Source organism: Spirochaeta isovalerica (assembly GCF_014207565.1).
Taxonomy (GTDB): domain Bacteria; phylum Spirochaetota; class Spirochaetia; order DSM-2461; family DSM-2461; genus Spirochaeta_F; species Spirochaeta_F isovalerica.
This window is the reverse complement of record NZ_JACHGJ010000004.1, coordinates 322178-340827: the sequence shown is the minus strand read 5'-3', so window position 1 is coordinate 340827 and position 18650 is coordinate 322178. Positions and strand designations below refer to the sequence as shown.

Genomic DNA, 18650 nt, shown 5'->3' with positions numbered 1-18650 from the left:
AGCGATTCCGTTTTTCAGGATTAATAAGCTTTCAGTTCTTACTGGATAATTCGCGACATCGAAAAGCTACCTGAAAAACGGTTTCAACCACCAGCGAGAGGAATGGGGACAACTGTAAAGTTTAGAACAATAAAGCAGAAAAGTTTCATGGTTACTTCTGGCTGCATTGATTAAGGAAGCTATGGACGAAATGAATCCTAATACAAAAAAATTCCTTAAGCTGATCTTGTCGCGGAGGAGTTTTAAACAGAGAAAAGCTAGCATTTTACTCTTGCATCTAACTCCAATTATACGCATTGCGCTTTATTTTAAGAGGAAATTTTCTAATACACAAGCATGGACTACCTTTTTGATGTAATGAATCTTAGAGGTCAATATCGTGAAGCCGTACATAGAAGATTTTATCCGAGAGATGAAAAACAGAAATTATTCAGCCAATACAATCCGTTTGTATTCGAACAATCTGAAACAATTTCTGGATTATAGCCGGGAGAATAGATTTGAACCTTCAAGACGGATTGCGCTGTTTCTTGAAAAGAGGAAAAATACTCCTGAGCAAAGACGTCTGGCCTGGTCTTCTATAAAACTTTTTTATAAGCTTGTTCTCCGAAAGGAATGTCCCTATAAGCTGGATAAGGTGCGGGGCAGAAAGCGACTGCCTGATATTTTATCAAACAATGAGATTCATTGCTTATTGGAGTCAATAAGAAACACCACCCACAGGACGATGATCAGTATGCTTTATGGAAGCGGTCTGCGAGTCAGTGAGGTCTGTGCAATCCGTATAAGGGATCTGGATTTTTCAAATCAGTGTTTACGCGTTGAAAACTCAAAAGGCTGTAAAGACCGGATTACATTGCTTTCTATGAAAATGCAAAGTCCGTTGAAGATTCTAATCGATGGCAGAAAAGGGGAAGATTTTGTTTTTATAACTCAGACAGGCTCAGCCTATAGTGTCAGAACCGTACAGAAAATCTTTTCCGATGCTCTTGCCCGCTCGGGGTTGCAGAAGAGCTCCACATGCCATACTTTGCGTCATAGTTTTGCAACACATCTGGTAGAACAGGGAGTCGACATTAAAACGGTCAAAGGGCTGCTGGGGCATAAATCCATAAAAACGACGATGGTGTATATAAAGCTGTCTGACCCTGTATCCAGGAAAATCTCAAGTCCATTATAACGCATTGCGTGATAACTCCAGTATTTGTTACAACACAAAAAAATCAGCTTCCGATTAATTCTTTCAAGCCCTGAACTCGACGCCGCGAGACGTGAACTTTTTCCCCGTTGGTCATTTCCGCGACATACTGGCCGTTAAAAAAAGGATGGAGTTTTGCCAGTTTTTTCAGGCTGATCAGGTCGCTGCGGCTCACCTGATAGAATCCCCGGTTTTCCAGTTGGGAAACAAAATGGCTGAGAGGTTTGTCCGAGTAGATTTTTTCATCTCCGCTATGGATAAAGCTGAATCCATCTTCAAAGGAAACTCTTCTAATCATATCGATCCGGATAATACGGAGAGACTCGCCGGATTTTACTGATATGACATCGCTGTTTTTTTCCGGATGGGTGTCCGGATTGTGTGTGAATTTTTCTTTTCCCGTCATGTCCAGTTTTTCCATAACTTTATCTATGGCCCGGGCAAAACGTTCCCGGCTTACCGGTTTCATAAGGTAGTCAATAGCATCGATATTATAGGCGTCGGCTCCGTATTGAGAGTACGCAGTCTGGAATACGATAAGGGGCGGGCTTTTCAGAGAGGGAATGGTGTTGAACACCGAAGCTCCCGGCATATTGATATCCAGAAAAGCCAAATCAGGACTTTTCTCTATAATGAGCCTCAGTACCTGGTCTCCGTCTTCCGCTTCGGCGCAGATCTGCAGATTTTCATAGGGTTCAAGCAGAGTTTTCAATCTCTTTCGGGCCGGAGCTTCATCATCTGCAATAAGGACTTTTATTTTATGGGCAGGCATATTTCCACTCCTCCCTTTTTGACTGACAGTTTTCCTCCTGCCAGGTTAACTCTTTGTTTTGTCACTTCCAGCCCTGTTCCCAGGCCGATCTTCTCCTCCTCCAGGCGGGCTTCCGAGTCGCGAACGGTCAGGATTATCTGGTCTTCGCTTCGTTCGGCCAGCACTTCTATGAAAAGGTGTTTGCAATGGTCCAGATTGTGCTTTATGGAGTTTTCCACCAGCGGTTGAATAATAAGGGGCGGAATGGCGGTGCTGTCGCCCTCATCAATCTTAAAATCGAGTCGGTCTCCGAAACGTTCCTTCTGAATAAACAGGTATTTCCGGACGCTTTCCATCTCTCGGAACAGGGGAATCTCCCTCTCTTTCGATACGTCGAGGTTGTAGCGAAGAAGCTCCGAGAGTCCGATCAGGACTTCTTCGGCTTTGTCCCTGTCGTCCAGGAGGGATATCATCAGATTGAGGGAATTGAAGAGAAAGTGGGGGTTTATCCGTGACGAATGGATCTGTCTTTCCATCTCTTCCCGCAGCTTCAGTTCGTGTTCGCTTTTGGCTCTCTCTTCATTGACGATGCGCTGGTAATTGATAAATCCGCTGCTTAAAAGGCTGAGCGATGTAATTATTAAAAAGATAACAGCCATATAGGATCCCATCACTTCCAGGCCGTAAAGAAAAAAGAGGGAATTGGTAATGCTTATGTACAGGACTCCGCTCATGGCGAATCCGGCGGAACTGAGAATGATCAGAAAAATAATCAGCAGGTTATGGATTCTTCCTGTCAGCTGGCTGTAGACGAAGATATTGAGCATGAGCCCGCCGGTCATGATGATCCCGTTGACAAGGGCCAGGGGAATCAGTTCCGGAGAGTAATATCGCTTGACCATGATAAAGAGGAGAGGCATTAAAAGAATGGTCATGAGAAAAACCGGGGCGATAAGAGAGGTCCATAGTTCGGTCTGCTGCCTTTTTTTCATATTTTGAATAGTATCGCATCACCTTTCAGGGGGCAACCGGAAAACCGTCCGGACTGGTTGATTGACCGTTCAAAGGGAAAATCCGACCGTTCGGCCGGCAAAAAAACGGGAACCCTTTACATAAAGATATATTTAGGACATCAAAAGAAAAACCCTTAAGGAGGGATTGAATGAAGAAAATGATTTTTGCTTATTACCTGATGGTGATTATGGCTTTTTCAACAACGGCGATTCTTACTGCCGAATCGATGGATTTTAATGCCGGAAGTATAAATGTCGCGGGAAATGAAGAGGAGTCTTCCATTGTAGAGTCCCGGGATTTCGACGGCGATTATTTCTGGGGCGGATACCGGATTGATTTCAGAGGTCTGGCCGATGATCTGTATCTTATGGGTCGCAACATTGAGTTTGAGGGCCTGTCCGAGGGAACTCTTACTGCTTTTGGAGATTCGATTAAAATTGACGGCCAGGTGGGGAACAACCTCCACTCCGCGGGAAATGATGTCCGCATTACCGGTACTATCAGCGATACGGCTTTTGTCGCCGGTCAGGATATTACTGTAACGGATAACGCTGTCGTGGAAGGAACTCTGATAAGTGGATCCAGTACTCTGCACATCATGGGGGAACTCCGCAACGGTCTTCTCGCCGGGGCGGGAGAGATTATCATCGACGGTCCCGTCAATGGGGATGTCAATGTCCGCACTGGGAAATTGATTATCACCGAACGCGGTTCGATTCGTGGAAATCTTACCTATGGATCCAATAGTCTTCTTTCCCAGGAGGAGAAAGCCAGAGTCAGCGGTACGGTGAAGTTTGAGGAAAATAAAGAGATTGATACGGAAAAGTTTTCCACATTCAAGTTTTTCGCCTGTTTGCTCTTTTTTGCCGGAATGGCCGTGACTGGTTTTCTTATTCTTCTGCTTCCCGTTTTCAAAGAGATTATGGCAGGAGAAAGAGATTTCCGCTCCTGTGGTAAAACGGCGCTCTGGGGGCTTATCCCGCTGTTTATTTATCCTGTCGCGGTTGTCGTGACCATTCCGCTCTTCCCCCTGTCTATCGGTCTGGCCCTTGCGGCGTTCCCTCTGTGGATGCTGACCATCATTGTGGGATTGGCTCTTGCAGGACGGATGCTTTTCAGAGTTTTCAAATGGGAAAATCAAAATCGATTCCTGTATTTTCTGCTTGCCTTCGGAATCTATGTGATCCTGTCAATGGTTCCCTATCTGGGATTCCTGGTCGGTCTTGCCATTACGGCGCTCGGTTCGGGACAGTTGATCAGAAGTACTTTTAATACCGAATGGTAAAAAAAGCTAATTCAAAAAGGCGGCTTCAGAGCCGTCTTTTTTTTATTCCGCATATATCAGCTGACATTAATGCAGAATGAAGTCCCTCTTGAATATGCCTGTTGTCCCGAATAGAATGACTCCATGACAATCAGACAGAAAACAGCCGGGAAGGCAGCTATTGCTCTTTCCTTTATTGCTTTTATATCGCTCGGTATGCCCGACGGACTTCTGGGAGTCGCCTGGCCGGGAATCCGCGATACTTTTTCCCTTCCCCTTGATGCGCTGGGGCTGCTTCTCCTTTTCAGTACAGCCGGATATATGGCTTCCAGTTTTTTCAGCGGTTTCCTGGTTCGCCGTTACGGAATCGGCGGGCTCCTGGGGCTCAGCTGCAGCCTTACCGCCGCCGCCCTGATGATCTATTTTCTCTCTCCTCTCTGGTATCTTCTCCTTCCGGCTGTTTTTCTGGGTGGCGTGGGAGCCGGAGCCATAGACGCGGGAATCAATACCTATGTGGAAAAGCATTACAGCGAAAGGATGATGCAGTGGCTTCATGCCAGTTTCGGAGTCGGCGTGACTCTGGGGCCTCTGGTCATGACGGCGGGAATTGCATTGACCGGACAATGGCGTCCCGGATATCTTATTGTCAGTCTGGCTCAGTTTGCACTGGCTATTGTTTTTTTTACCTCTCTTCATTCCTGGCAGAAAGATGAGCCAGCAGATCAGGCCCGGGAACATCGTGAGAAGGATGCAGCCATCGGGGAAACGCTCAGGCAGCTGAGAGCTCTTCTCAGCATGCTGATGTTCTTTATATACACTGGCGTCGAGCTCGGTCTCGGATTATGGTCTTATTCTCTGCTGACCATATCCCGGGGTGTCCGGCCTGAAATCGCCGGTCTGGTTACCGGTAGCTACTGGGCCATGTTTACGGTCGGCCGCATTCTGGCCGGCTGGTATACCAGGAAGATGTCTGTCCGGACAATTCTTTATTCCAGTATAGGATTGGCTCTGGCGGGGACTGTTCTCGTAGCTCTCAATCCGGGGATCTGGCTGACCATTGCGGGAATCGGCATCATCGGTTTTGCCATTGCCCCCGTCTTTCCCAGCCTCATATCCGATACGGGTAACAGGGTCGGTATCCGCCACGTTTCCAATACGATAGGAATGCAGATATCGGCAGCCGGTTTCGGAGCGGCCGTGGTTCCTTCTCTGGCCGGGGTTCTCGCCAGGATCTACGGTCTCGAGGTTATTCCTCTTTATATGATGGCGGCTTTGGCTCTTCTCTTCCTTTCCATCCTTATTTCAAGAGGACATAAGGCGTAGAAAAAAAATCTCTGTCCATTAATCAATATATATATCTGTTTTAAATCATATTTTTCTCATCCGGTTATGACCGGCCGGCTCTCTGGTCTGAAGCCGGAACGCCGGTAGTGAAATTATTTGTTATTACCTGTGGTCGAACCTATACTGGAAATATGAAACTCTTAAATCTGGCAGAACAGGCTGAAGATATTGGTATAGACAGAAGTTCGCTCCTTTCCCTATACTATATTTTCATTAATCAGACGGAAACAGATCTTAAAGAATTAAAACAGTTGATAGCCGAAAACAACCGTTCGGCGATCAGGGATAAGGCCCATCATATAAAAGGGGCAAGTTTGAATCTGGAGATCGAAGATATGGTCGAAAGCGCCCGTCTGATGGTTCTGAACTGCGACGAAGGGGATATCAGCCCCATCTGCCAGGAGCTGTATCTCCAGCTGCTGACTCAATTTCAGAATCTGAAACTTCAGATAGCAGAGGAGAAGGACCTTGACTGAAGACCCGTTGAAAATCCTCATTGTAGATAACCATCCCCTTTTTCTGGAATCGATCGGAGGTCTGCTCACATCCCCGCGGTTTGATGTCAGAAAGGCGGAAGGCGGACTCGAAGCCATCGACATCATGGATACCTTTAAACCGCAAATATTCTTTATCGATTTGATAATGCCTTATATCAACGGCGATAAACTGAGCCGCTATATCAGGGCGCAGGAGGAGTTCGCCGATTCCTTCATCGTTATTCTATCGGGGATCGCCAGCGAATCGGAACAAATAGACATACCGAGCCATGCCGACGCCTTTATCGCCAAAGGTCCTTTGAAGCTGATGGCGGGACATATTCTCGATGTCATAGATCAGTTCAGTAAAAAAAAGAGGCGAAGCCATCCGGAAAACTGCCTGGGCCTTAATGAGATCTCTCCGAGGCATATCACGAAGGAGCTGCTTTTTTCCGTCAAACATCTTGAGGTCCTGCTGGCCAATATGAGGGAGGGAATTCTTGAAGTTTCCGGTGATAACCGTATCGTGTACATTAATCCCGCAGCAGCGGAAATCCTCGGCACCGGCGAGTTCACCATGCTTTCCCATAATCTGTATGATGCTTTTACGGAAGAGGAAGCGAAGTTCATTAGAAGCCTTATGGATGATTTTGACAGCGGAAAAGCGGTCAGCGATATGGTCATTCCTGTAAACGGGCATTTCGTCCGCACATCGATCCATCGCATTTCAGACAGTTCAGTGGAAGCGAAAATCATTTTCCTCAATGACGTTACCACATTCAAAGAGAAAGAAGCCGGTCTGAAAAAAGCGCTCGGAGAGAAAGAGATGCTCATCCGGGAAGTACACCACCGGGTTAAAAATAATCTCAACATCATTTCAGGTCTTATCAGCCTTCAGAGTTCCATGATTGCCGATGACACGGCCCGGGAAATAATGATGGAGATTCAGCCCAGGCTCCAGTCGATTTCTCTCGTTCATGATAAGCTGTATAAAAATGAGGATCTGTCCAATATCGATCTGAGCCTTTATATGGAGGAACTGGCTTCACTTCTTCTGGGTATGATGAGCGGCAGCGATTTTTCCATCGATCTTGAAGTTCGCATTCCCCCGCTCTCGCTGGAAACGGACAAAACCGTTTCGCTCGGTCTGATTTGTGCGGAGTTAATAACCAATGCTGTCAAATACGGCTTTTACAGAGATAACAGCGAACCCAATCTTCTTACTATCTCTCTTGAAGAGAATGGCGATGGGTTAAAACGGCTTTCCGTGGGCAATAACGGCCATCCCTTTCCGGAGAATATCGATATCAGAAAGGGAAACAAGCTCGGTTTCCAGGTTATCAATTTGCTGGTCGATCAGCTTAACGGGAAAATCGAACTGAACAGAAAAGAGCGGACGGTTTTCACGATTATTTTTGAATAAGGTGCCTATTTTTCAGAGGCTTTGTAGATTCTATCCATAACAGCCCGTCCCAATCCCTCTTCGGGAATCTTTTCGGCATAAATCCTGTCTATTCCGGCTCTGTCCAGGTTGTGGAGCGCTACAAAGAGGCGGGCGGCCGCTTCAACCGGATCGCCCTCGGGCGAAAGTATTTCTACGGCGCTGAAGCCCGAGACATCGGGGCCGTCTTTGAAGAGAAGCGCTCCGCACCTTTCGCGCTCGGAAACAAGGTTAACCGAATCGACGATATGAAGGGGTCTGGTCGGCGAATAGTGCATCTTCAACTGACCCGGTGCCGTGGGGGATGTCGTTTCCCTGTTAAAAATACCCACATCAGGTATAAGCTCCCTTATGGTTTCCAGGGCGATTCCGCCGGGACGCAGAACGATCGGGCGCTCTCCCGTAACATCGAGCACGGTCGATTCAACTCCGATGCGGCAGGTCCCTCCCTCCAGTACCATCTCTATTTTATCGCCGAGCAGTTCGTCCACGTGAGCGGCTGTCGTAGGGCTCAGGTATCCGAACGGGTTGGCGCTCGGCGCGGCTACGGCACCCGAGGAAAGACGTATCAGTTCCAGCGCCGTGGGATGATCGGGCATTCTCACCGCCATGGTATCCAGTCCCGATGTCACGATATCGGGAATGATATCCCTTTTAGGCACGATCAGAGTCAGGGATCCCGGCCAGAACCGTTCAATGATATCAAAAGTGCGGCTTGACTTCACATCGGCTATGCGGTCCAGCATTTCCAGCTCGGCGATATGGGTGATGAGCGGATCGAAAGAAGGGCGGGCTTTGGCTTCGAAAATACGGGCCACTGCTTTCGGGTCGAGTGAGTTGCCACCAAGTCCGTAAACAGTTTCAGTGGGAAAGGAGACCAGTCTCCCGTCGAGTATCACGCGGGCCGCTTTTTCAATGTTTTCCCTTGTGCTTTCGTAAATCATCATTCCTCCATAGTTAGTCGATGCGTAGGCCATAATAGCGGAAAGAGCCTTATCTTCTCAATAGGAAATTCTGGTCTGTGAGAAGCAAAATGGCAATTATTGTGGCGAATTTCGGCACAGAATTTCTTCCTGAAAAGTGTTGTGTGTAAAAATGATACACCCCTGTGAGTATTTATGGCGCATTTTGTATATTCTGGAATCGTTTTGAGACAACTGAAGGTCTGTGAGACTGCAGCAAAAAGGAAGATTTCATGACTATTAACAGGTTTGTGAAACCTAAAAAAATAAAAAGTAATTTAATTATATATATAGAAAGGAGATAAGTTTTGGTTGCTAAAGATTGGCATATCTTTTGCATTATTGTGAATGAAAAATAAAACAAATTGGCAAATGGAGGCCTGATATGAGATATGTAACAAAAACAAGACCTGTTAATACAATGGATGAGTTATTCGATTCCTTTTTCTACGGAACGCCTTCCCGTTCGCAGAACGCTGTTGTGTACAGTTCCTTTCCCGTAGATGTGGAGGAACAGGAAAACAGTTATGTTTTGACAGCGGAGCTGGCCGGTTTCAAAGATGACGAAGTGGAAATCACTCTTAACGAGGGTTTGCTGACTGTTACGGCTTCCCGGTTAAAAGAAGCTGAAAAAACCGATGAACAGAAAGAAGATGTAAAATATCTTCTGAGAGAAAGAGTGAACAGACAGTTTAAAAGATCTTTCTCTCTTCCGAAGGATGCGGACAGAGAGGCTATTAAAGCATCATTGAAGGATGGTCTTCTCTATCTTACAATAGGCAAAAAACCGGAAGCGAAGCCGGTTACAATAAAAATCAACTGATAAACCAAACCAGTCCCCTTAATGAATTTTACAAATCAGAAACCGTCCGCGGAAGTTTTCCCGGACGGTTTTTTTTTGCACACAAAGCGTAGATAATTGTCATATTTGACATAGTTAAAAAATTAATTAAGCAATTCACCTTGTCATAATTGACAAAGCATTACTGTGGTTATAAGCTCTAAAAAGCCTTTAAAGAAATTTGGAGCGTAATTTTGACCAGATCAGAAGCTAATAAATTGTCATATATGGCATTGAGTAGCGGTTTAAGAGGATTTAAAAAACAGTTTTCTTGTCATTTTGAGAGCATCACGTTTCAGAAATGGAATGATCAGAAAAAAGAGCAGGAGAGAACCTGTTCCCTTATCTATATTATTGAAGGGGAGGGGGCGCTCCGCATCGGCGACGGCCGGGAAATCCCTGTCGGTCCGGGCGATGTCATCCAGAGGCTCCCGGGGAAAAGCGGCCTGCTGAGCTTCAACGGCCGGGGGAGCGAGCAAGTCGTTCTGACTCTGCCGGAAATTTTCTACAATCTCTATGAGCGGAAATCCTATGACGGAAGCGACGAGCCGGTTATTCATATCGGTCTTCACTCCGATCTTGTTGTCAAATTCAGAAAACTGGGCCAGGAGATTGACCAGTGGGCCACGACGCGGATATTTAAAGTCATAGAAAAGTCTCTCAAGCTCATTACGGAAATCCATGCAACAGGTTTTCTTGTCAATTCCGCCGACGAAGAAGCCGATTTCTGGGTAGCCGTGAGGCGGGATCTCTGCAGAGAACTCCAGAACCGCTTTTCCCTTCCTGATTTTGCGGAGAAATTCAGTATGAGCTATTCCAGTTTCCGCCAGGGATTTACTAAGCATGTGGGCATGCCCCCGGGTGTCTTTCATATCAATCAGCGAATCGAACAGGTAAAAATGCTTCTGACCATTTCATCAGTCTCTCTGAAAGACATCGCCGACCGCTTTAATTACCCCGATTTACCCAGCTTTACCAAACAGTTCAAGAAGATAACCGGTCAGACGCCGGGGAACTATATTAAAAATTTCAAGGAACAGTTCGGTCCGTCAAAACTCGGCATAACAGGAGAATTTTAATGAGCCAGTCGCCTGATACAATCAGAGTGGGGATCGATATCGGTTCCAAAACCCTTAAAGCAGCCGTACTTAATAAAGGGGCCATAGAGGAGACATACGTCTTCGATCATAAGGGAAATCTTCCTGACGCTTTGAAAAAGGTTCTGGACCGGATCGGCGATAAATATGGAAGTTCCAGAAAATATACCTATGGAATCTGCGGAACTTCGGAACTTGATGGAATAAAAACGGTCGATTCCATCCTGGCTTCTGTTGAGGCCAACCGCTATCTTCAGACCGGCTGCCGGAATATTATGGGAATCGGGTGCGAGACTTTCTATCTCATCATACTGGACGAAAAAGGGAACTACAAAGAGCACAGAGTCAATCCTATGTGCGCATCCGGTACCGGGAGCTTTCTCGATCAGCAGGCGGAAAGGATCGGTCTGACCATAGAGGAGCTTTCGGAAAAGGCCTATGCCTTCAAAGGCAAACGCCCGTCCATAGCTACGCGCTGCGCCGTTTTCGCGAAAAGCGATATTATCCATGCCCAGGCCGACGGTTACGGGAGAGACGCCATCGCGGCGGGGCTCTGCGAAGGCATGGCCGCCAGTATTCTCGCCCAGCTCAAAAAGGGCAGGGACCTCTCGGGGGGAATCGTCCTTACCGGCGGAGTCAGCCACAACAGGATGATCGCTTCGGAAATAGCAGACCGGGTTGACGGAGAAATCAAAATTATAGAACACAGCACTGTTTTTAACGCCATAGGCGCGGCCATACTCGGAGAAGAGGAAGGCCTCAGACCTTCCGTGCTTATGGACGCCATGAGACATGTTCACGAGAGGCGCAAGCCGCTTACCATTTCCCTGACCGATTATCCCGATTTCTCGGGAGACAATATATATTGGAAAGAGGGAGTCGAAATCGCCGAATATGCCGACCTGGCCGGTGACCGCCGGGAGATCATAATCGGCATCGATATCGGTTCGACTTCCACCAAAGCCGCGGTTATCGATTATGGCAGTTCGGAAATCCTCGCGGGGCTGTACACCCGGACGGCCGGGGCTCCTGTGGAAGCCTCGCGCAAACTGCTGGGGCTGATCGGCGAACTTTTTTCGGGAACCGAGCTGGTTATTCGAGGCGTGGGGACTACGGGGAGCGGTAGAAACCTCGTTAAGGAAATTCTCAGCGCCGATCTTGTCGTCAATGAAATAACCGCTCATGCTAAAGGAGCTCTGTTCCTCGATCCCGATGTGGATACCATTATCGAAATCGGAGGTCAGGACTCCAAGTTTACCCAGTTGGAAAATGGCGAGGTGGTCAATGCCGCAATGAATTATGTCTGTGCCGCCGGAACGGGATCATTTATCGAAGAGCAGGCTGTCCGGCTGGGCATCACGCTCGATGAAATCGCCGCGCTGGCGATGGGGCAGAAAGCTCCCTATACCAGTGACCGCTGTACCGTTTATATGGAGCGGGACCTGAATCTCTTTCAGGTCGAAGGATTCGATAAAGCCGAGATTATTACCGCGGTACTCCACAGCGTCCGGGACAATTATCTCTCCAAGGTCGTGGGAAAGCTGCCTCTTGGAAACCGCATCTTCTTTCAGGGGGCCACGGCGAGAAACAAGGCTCTCGTTGCGGCTTTCGAACAGCATATCGGAAAGCCCATTTCGGTCTCCCCCTATTGCCATCTGACAGGAGCTCTCGGCACAGCGGTTATGCTCCGGGCTTTGGAACTGGAAAAATCAAGCTTTGCCGGTCTGGACTTCACTTTTACTACAGACAGCGAAACCTGTATGCTCTGTCATAACCGCTGCGAACTGACTCTCTATAAAGTTGGAGAGAGAACCACTGCCTGGGGGCTCAAGTGCGGCCGCGATTACGAAGACAAGAAGTTCGCCGCGAAAAAAAGCATCAGCGATCTTGAAAAACGCTTTGCCGACGCGTTTCACAGTCATAAAGATTATGAAATGGAAAGGCCTGTACGGGTCGGTCTTGTAAAAAGTCTTTATCATGCGGAATTCTATCCTTTGTTCGAAGATTTTTTCCGCAGCATCGGATGCGAGGTCGTTCTCGAAAGCTCCACTGCTGCCGTTCAGAGAGAGGGGGGCAAACTTGTCAATTCGGATTTCTGCGCTCCCATGGGCATGGTTCACGGAATGGTTAACAGCCTTTTGAAGAAAGGGGTCGATCTTATCTTTTTACCGGCGCTTGTCAATGAAAAGAGTCTGGTCGACGGAGAGGAGCGCTCGCCTCTGTTCAGAGAAAAAGCCCGGGACAGCTATTTCTGTTATTACTCCAGCTATGCTCCTTCCATCATCCGCAATGTTTTCGACAGTGAATCGGGAGAGAAAATAGTGGCTCCCAATCTCTTTATGGACGAGCAGTCCCATGGCGAGCTGGGGGCTGTCGTGGCTGCCAGCCTCGCGGGTCGGCTCGATGAAGAGGAAGCGTTTCTGGCGGCACAGTTCGCCTCAAGTCTGGAAATATTCAGAGAAAATCAGAAAAAATGGAAGGAAGAGGGGAGGAAGGTTCTTGAATCCGGTGGCAGCGATATGAAGATTATGCTTCTGGGACGCCCTTATTCCATTTATGATAAACAGATGAATCTGGGTATTCCCCTGAAGCTGGAAGAATCGGGTTTCGATCTCCTTTATCAGTCCATGGCGGAGGGAACCGCAGGAGACTGTCCTGTGGCGGAGCGCTTTATGGAGAAAATGCACTGGTATTACGGCCAGGAAATACTTCGGGCTGCCGAGTTCGCCGCGAAAAGCGATAACATCTACCCGGTTTTTCTCAGTTTTTTCCGTTGCAGTCCCGACTCCTATCTGCTCACTTATGTGAAGGAAATCTTCAAAGCCTATAACAAGCCTTACCTGGTTATTCAACTTGATGAACATACAAGCGATGTGGGCTATCAAACCAGAATTGAAGCGGCGGTCGATACGTTCCGCAGTCATTTCCGGAAAACAGCAACTGTCAGACCGGTAGAGGACAAACGGGACCATTCCGCTCCTTTTGCACCGGGAGATACGGTTCTGGTCCCTTTCGTGAGCGATATCGTCAGCATACTTCAGGCGGAAGCTTTCGCCGCCAATGGATTCGATGCGTCGGTCATTCCGTTGGAGCAGTCTATGATAAACCGGGGATACCGTTACGCTTCGGGCGGCGAGTGCATGCCTAATGTGGCCATTATCGGTTCGGTTATGGAGCACATCGAGAGGAATAATCTCGATCCGGCCCGCTGTACGGTCTATCTGCCGGGGCTCTGCATGTCATGCAACTTCAATCAGTATGCGGTTCTTATAGAAAATGCCAGCGAAAACAGCGAGTTCAAGGGGCTGAAAGTCTACAACGGCAATATGATGCAGAAGATCGATAATGTGTCCAAAGAGATGAATACCATGATCATGGAGGCCGGGATCGTGGGAAGTCTGCTCTACAAGCTCTACTTCCGCTTCGCCCCCTACGAAAAGGTAAAGGGGACGGCAAAAGGGGCTCTGAACCGATCCATAAACATTGTAAAAAAAGCCATGGGGGAACGGGGGTCGCTTATGGACGCTTTAAGGGAAGTCAGAACCCTATTCGAAAAACTGGAACTGGCCGATATGCCCCGGAAGCCGCGAGCCATTCTAGTCGGTGACTTTTACGCCAAATACAACAATATTCTCAACCAGAACCTGGCCGATGATATTCTGGAGCTCGGTGCCGAAGTGATCATTCCCGCTTTTACCGAGACGGTCAATCACTTTCTCTACGAGGATGTGGTCAGAGACAATGCCAACAGAAAATTCCATAAAGGCTTTGTTCTTTTTGAGAAACGCTATGAACTGGTATTCAAGGGCATGCTTGACGAAGATATTCTGGAACCGGCCATGGAGGAATGCGCGAAACTGGCCGACCGGTACAGTTGCGACAGAGCGCTGGCCGGGGAAACTGCCATATCTCTGGGACGGGTTCTCTATATGCTGGAAAAGAGGCAGGTTGAGGCTATCGTCCATATCAACCCTGTATTCTGCTGTCCCGGAGTGGTTTCCAGCTCTATTTTCCAGCGGATCAAAGAGGATTACAAAGTTCCGGTTATCGATCTCTTTTACGACGGCAACAACAAGCCGAACGATGTATTGAAGCCCCAGCTGTTCTATCTGACGAACAAGTGAAAAGGGGAGGCTGATTAAAAGGGAGCTGCGGCGGAAGGAAACTATCGCCGCAGCTTTTTTTTATTTCTGTCCCTGATTGATATCTGATCGGCTTCTTCGGGAGCAGGACCTCTGTCCCATTAATTTGCTGCAACCATCTGCTTTGTATATTGTGTTTATTTAGTAAACGATGTATACCTTTTTTATGAGTATCTCGGAAAGAAAGAGGAAAGAGAGAGAAGCCCTGCAGAATCTCATTCTCGAAACAGCAGCGGACATAGTCGCGGAAAAAGGGTATGAAAATCTGACCATACGCGATCTGGCTTCGCGAATCGATTATTCCCCGCGGACCATTTATCTCTATTTCGCCGATAAGCAGAATCTTCTGGAAGCTGTCGTGGAAAAGGGATTCCGCTTCACGGCGGAACAAATCCGGGTCAACCGGAAAGCGGCTTCCATTGATCCCGGCTTGATGCTGAGAAAGATGATTGCCGGCCATATAGCCATGGCGGCTGGGAATCCCAATTATTACAGGGCTGTCGTGTCCATGACTTTCAGCCGGGATTTTAAGCCGGGACCTTTTCAGCGGGAAATCAATGAAGCCGTACAAGAGGCTCTGAGAGCTTATATCCGGCTCGAAAGGGAAAGAGAAAGCGAGGCTGATTTTCTCCGCACCTGGATGATGAACAGTCTGAGGATGTATACGCTCTCGCTTCTCAATGAAAATCGCAGCGACATCAATCCGGAAAAAGCCGGTGAAACATTTTTTAATCTGATTACGAAAGGACTCGAAGGAGGAATTCATGACTAATAGGCGTACTCTGACTGTATTGACTGTCCTTATCGCTCTTCTGGGAGGAGCCGCTTCTGTTCTGGGGCTTGTCCCCTTTGCAACCGAAGCGCCCCGAAGTGTAGTCTCGGCGAGAGGGGCCGTTGTCGAGCTCGACGGGAGAGGACTCTATGCCTATGACTCCCTTTCCTTTGCTTCCCAGGGAAGAGCGCAGGATGTGGTTACCGCGGCATTCGCTGTTCCGCTGCTCCTTATCAGTTTTCATCTCTATAAAAAGGGGAGCCGCCGCGCTTCCATCATTTACGGCGGGACTGTGGGATATTTTCTCTACACCTACGCCTCATATGCTTTTATCGTCACTTTCAACCGGCTTTTTCCCGTATATACGGCGCTGCTCTCTTTTTCTCTTTTCGCCTTTATACTCATATTGCAGGATCTGGCCCGATCGGATCTAGCTGGGATCATGGCAGAGACCTTCAGGAGAAAGACGATCGCCCTGTATCTTCTCATCGTCGGAATCCTTATCTGGCTTATGTGGATGGGAAGACTGGGGCCGGCTCTCATCAGCGGCGGTATTCCCGAAGGGCTGGATCACTATTCAACGCTCGGCATTCAGGTGCTCGATCTGGCGATAATTGTTCCCGCTTCTCTGATGACAGCCTGGCTGCTCTGGAAAAAAAGAGAATGGGGATATCTCCTGTCGGGGATTATTATTATGAAGGCACTGACCCTACTGCTGGCCATAGTGGCCATGATCATCGGTCAGAAACTGGCGGGTGTTGAAATGAATCCTGTGGAAATCGTTGTGTTTCTGGCGATAACCGCAGCGAACTCCCTGTTTCTGGTACCGGTCCTCCGGTCCGTTCCTAAATCCTGATCCGGTCGAAGCCGTTCCCGTAAACACCCATGACTTTGGAGACGGACACGAAAGCGTGTTCGTCTTCGCTTTTGACGATAGACATGATCTGATTGAACTGGGTCCGTCTCGCCAGAACGAGAAGGGGGTCGGTTTCCTTTCCGCTGTACCAGCCCACACCTTTCAGCAAAGTTATCCCTCTGGAAACTTCGTCGTTGATCCGCTGGGCGATAACGGCCTTTTTCGTCTGACTGATAATCATAAATTGAACAGACTGTCGCGAACCTTCCAGGTAGTTGTCTACAACGTATGTCGTTACAGCCATAGAGACGTAACCGTAAACCATTGTTTCCAGTGATTGGAAAACGAAATATGAAGAAGCAATTATAAAAACATCACAGTAGAGCATGATCCGGCCGGGAGAAATGTTTTTATAGTGATTGATGATCATGGCGATAATCTCTGTTCCGCCGGTGCTCCCCCTATGGGTTATGGCCAGACCGATTCCGATCCCCGTGAGCCCCCCGCCCAGTATCGTGGCCAGCAGCCCATCGTCGACAATCGGTTCGGTAATGACAATGGGAAGCAGATTGAGTGCCGCGGAAACAACCAGAATCCCGTAAATGGTCCTGATTCCGAAACTGGCTCCCAATATTTTAATTGCCAGGAGTATGAGAATGGCATTGATGCCGAGATAGATATATCCCGGCGTGACATTCCACATATAAAATCCGAGAGTCGCCAGCCCCCCGACACCTCCGCCGACGATTTTCGCCGGTATAAGAAATGCCGACCAGCCCAGTCCTATGAGAAAGGCTCCCAGTGAAATGAATATGTAATCCTTTATAGCTGTTGAAACCTTTCCCATGCTATCTCCCGGTTTTTAAAATCGTTTTGTTCTGAAGTGGCAGTAGGGCTCCGAGCCTTTTTTGGCGTAGTAATTCTGATGATAGTCTTCAGCTTCCCAGAATGTCGAGGCTTCCAGAACTTCGGTGGCCACATCCAGTCCCTTATCCCTAAGTATAGCGATAAGTTTCTCCGTTACAGCTTTCTGTTTACTATTCCGGCAGAAAACAGCGGATAAATATTGTTCGCCGATGTCAGGGCCCTGTCCGTTTCTCTGTTCCGGATCGTGAATTTCAAAAAAGAGCTTTGCCAGTTCCTCGAAGCTGACCCTCTTCGGATCGAAAAGGACCTCCAGAGCTTCATAATGGCCCGTATCGCTATAGCATACTTCTTTGTATGTGGGATTTTCTTTCGTTCCCCCCGTATAACCGACTCTTGTGGCGTATACTCCGTCAAGCTTCCGGAAATAATGCTGAACGCCCCAGAAGCATCCGCCGGCAAAAACAGCTGTTTCCGTTTCGCTTTCCGGAATAAATTTCATGGAGATGGAATTCACACAGTGTCGCGTATCTTTGCCTGTGAACTTCTCTCCCCTGAAGACATGGCCCATATGGGCGCCGCAATTGGCACAGACAATTTCCGTCCTTCTGCCGTCGGGATCGGGATGCTCGGCTATGGCGCCGTCGATCTGGGAATCAAAGCTGGGCCAGCCGCAGCCCGAATGGAATTTGTATTCCGAGCGGAAAAGGGGAGCTTCGCACTGCTTGCATATGTAAATGCCCTTTTCGCCGTAATCTGTAAAAAAACCTTTAAAGGGAGGTTCTGTTCCTTTATGGATGAGAACCGCTTCTTCTTCCGCTGTCAGTTTGTTATATTTTTTCTCTTTCATTAGGCAACCCTACTTTATATTTTTATTAAATATACAACAGGGAAGCCTAAAAGAAAACTGAAACATGATCAGGGAGTGACGTTAAGCGGTTTCAGATATGTCTCGATGAAATCCTTCATCTGAACCTTGAACTGGCTGATCTGGTCGGCTTCAATATCCAATCTGTCATTTTCCAGATGAGTTATGTACTTTTCTGATCCCCCTTCCCTGTATCCTGTAACGAGCAGGGGAGTGAAATCGTTGTCGAACAGCCAGATAGAGGGATAGCCCTTGACTCCCAGAAACTGCTGAAGATAGGAATTATGGGTAATCTGGTTCTGAGGCAGTTCTCTTTCCGAGGGAAAATCGAGATAAACCAGTACGGCGTTTTCATCAGCCCAGTCTTTAAAATCATCGGTTGAAAAAACCTGATCTCTCAATCGGGTGCACCAGATGCACCAGTCAGAACCGGTAAAATTCAGCAAGAGATATTTGTTCTCTTCCGATGCCTGCTGAGCAGCGTTGACCAGAGAAGGATTCCAGTTTTCAGGGGGATAGGCTTCCGCTGTCAGGTAGGAAGATATGATCATAATAAAACTGATGACTAATATGGTTTTTTTCATGTTTGACTCCTGTATACAAATAATAATATATAGAAATTATTACAAATAGAAAAGCGATGCTTCAAAACTTGACCCTATAAAATGATAAAGACAGTCTCTGTTTGCCTCCTGCATCCTTTGCTTTTATAAATGAAATGGTAATGCCAAGTGCGGTTTTAGCAATGGCAAAAAAGAAT

General features: G+C 47.7%; 16 protein-coding genes. 10 read left to right on the top strand and 6 right to left on the bottom strand.

Annotation, left to right across the window (positions count from 1 at the left end; translation table 11 throughout):
• Positions 1–379: 379 nt before the first annotated feature.
• Positions 380–1180, top strand: a complete 801-nt coding sequence (locus HNR50_RS22625) for a tyrosine-type recombinase/integrase (protein WP_184747191.1) — start codon at positions 380–382, stop codon at positions 1178–1180.
• Between the two features lie 43 nt (positions 1181–1223).
• Here the strand turns inward: HNR50_RS22625 and HNR50_RS12970 are convergent, their stop codons facing one another.
• Positions 1224–1970 carry a LytR/AlgR family response regulator transcription factor gene (locus HNR50_RS12970; protein WP_184747190.1) on the bottom strand — a complete coding sequence of 249 codons (747 nt, stop codon included), beginning with the start codon at positions 1968–1970 and terminating at the stop codon, positions 1224–1226.
• Positions 1952–2941: a sensor histidine kinase gene (locus tag HNR50_RS12965; RefSeq protein WP_184747189.1), complete on the bottom strand. Its 990-nt coding sequence runs from the start codon at positions 2939–2941 to the stop codon at positions 1952–1954. The genes HNR50_RS12970 and HNR50_RS12965 overlap by 19 nt, the downstream gene beginning before the upstream one ends.
• A gap of 170 nt (positions 2942–3111) precedes the next feature.
• On the opposite strand from HNR50_RS12965, the gene HNR50_RS12960 reads away from it, so the two are divergent.
• The 4 genes from HNR50_RS12960 (at position 3112) to HNR50_RS12945 (ending at position 7470) form a co-directional block, all read left to right on the top strand.
• Positions 3112–4248, top strand: a complete 1137-nt coding sequence (locus tag HNR50_RS12960; RefSeq protein ID WP_184747188.1) for a bactofilin family protein — start codon at positions 3112–3114, stop codon at positions 4246–4248.
• Between the two features lie 123 nt (positions 4249–4371).
• Entirely contained in the window at positions 4372–5550 is a 1179-nt protein-coding gene (locus tag HNR50_RS12955) for an MFS transporter (protein ID WP_184747187.1), read from the top strand.
• A 152-nt stretch (positions 5551–5702) separates the two neighbouring features.
• Positions 5703–6047: an Hpt domain-containing protein gene (locus tag HNR50_RS12950; protein WP_184747186.1), complete on the top strand. Its 345-nt coding sequence runs from the start codon at positions 5703–5705 to the stop codon at positions 6045–6047.
• Complete coding sequence (locus HNR50_RS12945) at positions 6040–7470, top strand: histidine kinase dimerization/phosphoacceptor domain -containing protein (RefSeq protein ID WP_184747185.1); 1431 nt, start codon at positions 6040–6042, stop codon at positions 7468–7470. The genes HNR50_RS12950 and HNR50_RS12945 overlap by 8 nt, the downstream gene beginning before the upstream one ends.
• 5 nt (positions 7471–7475) lie before the next feature.
• Here HNR50_RS12945 and HNR50_RS12940 read toward each other — a convergent pair whose 3' ends face one another.
• Positions 7476–8435, bottom strand: coding sequence for an L-threonylcarbamoyladenylate synthase (locus tag HNR50_RS12940; protein WP_221439870.1), 960 nt, complete (start codon positions 8433–8435; stop codon positions 7476–7478).
• A 400-nt stretch (positions 8436–8835) separates the two neighbouring features.
• Between HNR50_RS12940 and HNR50_RS12935 the strand changes: the two genes are divergently transcribed.
• The 5 genes from HNR50_RS12935 to HNR50_RS12915 all read left to right on the top strand — a co-directional run bounded on the left by HNR50_RS12935 (position 8836) and on the right by HNR50_RS12915 (position 16158).
• Positions 8836–9273: an Hsp20/alpha crystallin family protein gene (locus HNR50_RS12935; RefSeq protein ID WP_184747184.1), complete on the top strand. Its 438-nt coding sequence runs from the start codon at positions 8836–8838 to the stop codon at positions 9271–9273.
• Between the two features lie 245 nt (positions 9274–9518).
• Complete coding sequence (locus HNR50_RS12930; RefSeq protein ID WP_184747183.1) at positions 9519–10370, top strand: AraC family transcriptional regulator; 852 nt, start codon at positions 9519–9521, stop codon at positions 10368–10370.
• On the top strand, positions 10370–14512 hold the full coding sequence (locus tag HNR50_RS12925; protein WP_184747182.1) for an acyl-CoA dehydratase activase: 4143 nt from the start codon (positions 10370–10372) through the stop codon (positions 14510–14512). The genes HNR50_RS12930 and HNR50_RS12925 overlap by 1 nt, the downstream gene beginning before the upstream one ends.
• A 184-nt stretch (positions 14513–14696) precedes the next feature.
• Positions 14697–15302 carry a TetR/AcrR family transcriptional regulator gene (locus HNR50_RS12920; protein WP_184747181.1) on the top strand — a complete coding sequence of 202 codons (606 nt, stop codon included), beginning with the start codon at positions 14697–14699 and terminating at the stop codon, positions 15300–15302.
• Positions 15295–16158, top strand: a complete 864-nt coding sequence (locus tag HNR50_RS12915; protein ID WP_184747180.1) for a hypothetical protein — start codon at positions 15295–15297, stop codon at positions 16156–16158. Before HNR50_RS12920 ends, HNR50_RS12915 begins: the two co-directional genes overlap by 8 nt.
• Here HNR50_RS12915 and HNR50_RS12910 read toward each other — a convergent pair.
• The 3 genes from HNR50_RS12910 to HNR50_RS12900 form a co-directional block, all read right to left on the bottom strand.
• Positions 16148–17005, bottom strand: coding sequence for a YitT family protein (locus HNR50_RS12910; protein ID WP_184747179.1), 858 nt, complete (start codon positions 17003–17005; stop codon positions 16148–16150). The genes HNR50_RS12915 and HNR50_RS12910 overlap by 11 nt on opposite strands.
• Positions 17006–17020: 15 nt before the next feature.
• The gene (locus HNR50_RS12905; protein ID WP_184747178.1) at positions 17021–17872 is read right to left on the bottom strand and encodes a bifunctional methionine sulfoxide reductase B/A protein; all 852 of its coding nucleotides are present in this window, start codon (positions 17870–17872) and stop codon (positions 17021–17023) included.
• 68 nt (positions 17873–17940) lie between these two features.
• Positions 17941–18474, bottom strand: a complete 534-nt coding sequence (locus HNR50_RS12900) for a thioredoxin family protein (RefSeq protein WP_184747177.1) — start codon at positions 18472–18474, stop codon at positions 17941–17943.
• Between the last annotated feature and the right edge of the window lie 176 nt (positions 18475–18650).

What these genes read in the sequence shown, in the direction of transcription:
- HNR50_RS12905 (WP_184747178.1), bottom strand. Translation starts at nt 17,872, where the DNA reads ATGAAAGAGAAAAAATATAACAAACTGACAGCGGAAGAAGAAGCGGTT.
- HNR50_RS12955 (WP_184747187.1), top strand. Translation starts at nt 4,372, where the DNA reads ATGACAATCAGACAGAAAACAGCCGGGAAGGCAGCTATTGCTCTTTCC.
- HNR50_RS12970 (WP_184747190.1), bottom strand. Translation starts at nt 1,970, where the DNA reads ATGCCTGCCCATAAAATAAAAGTCCTTATTGCAGATGATGAAGCTCCG.
- HNR50_RS12940 (WP_221439870.1), bottom strand. Translation starts at nt 8,435, where the DNA reads ATGATGATTTACGAAAGCACAAGGGAAAACATTGAAAAAGCGGCCCGC.
- HNR50_RS12960 (WP_184747188.1), top strand. Translation starts at nt 3,112, where the DNA reads ATGAAGAAAATGATTTTTGCTTATTACCTGATGGTGATTATGGCTTTT.
- HNR50_RS12910 (WP_184747179.1), bottom strand. Translation starts at nt 17,005, where the DNA reads ATGGGAAAGGTTTCAACAGCTATAAAGGATTACATATTCATTTCACTG.
- HNR50_RS12965 (WP_184747189.1), bottom strand. Translation starts at nt 2,941, where the DNA reads ATGAAAAAAAGGCAGCAGACCGAACTATGGACCTCTCTTATCGCCCCG.
- HNR50_RS12920 (WP_184747181.1), top strand. Translation starts at nt 14,697, where the DNA reads ATGAGTATCTCGGAAAGAAAGAGGAAAGAGAGAGAAGCCCTGCAGAAT.
- HNR50_RS12930 (WP_184747183.1), top strand. Translation starts at nt 9,519, where the DNA reads ATGGCATTGAGTAGCGGTTTAAGAGGATTTAAAAAACAGTTTTCTTGT.
- HNR50_RS12925 (WP_184747182.1), top strand. Translation starts at nt 10,370, where the DNA reads ATGAGCCAGTCGCCTGATACAATCAGAGTGGGGATCGATATCGGTTCC.
- HNR50_RS12935 (WP_184747184.1), top strand. Translation starts at nt 8,836, where the DNA reads ATGAGATATGTAACAAAAACAAGACCTGTTAATACAATGGATGAGTTA.
- HNR50_RS12915 (WP_184747180.1), top strand. Translation starts at nt 15,295, where the DNA reads ATGACTAATAGGCGTACTCTGACTGTATTGACTGTCCTTATCGCTCTT.
- HNR50_RS12950 (WP_184747186.1), top strand. Translation starts at nt 5,703, where the DNA reads ATGAAACTCTTAAATCTGGCAGAACAGGCTGAAGATATTGGTATAGAC.
- HNR50_RS12900 (WP_184747177.1), bottom strand. Translation starts at nt 18,474, where the DNA reads ATGAAAAAAACCATATTAGTCATCAGTTTTATTATGATCATATCTTCC.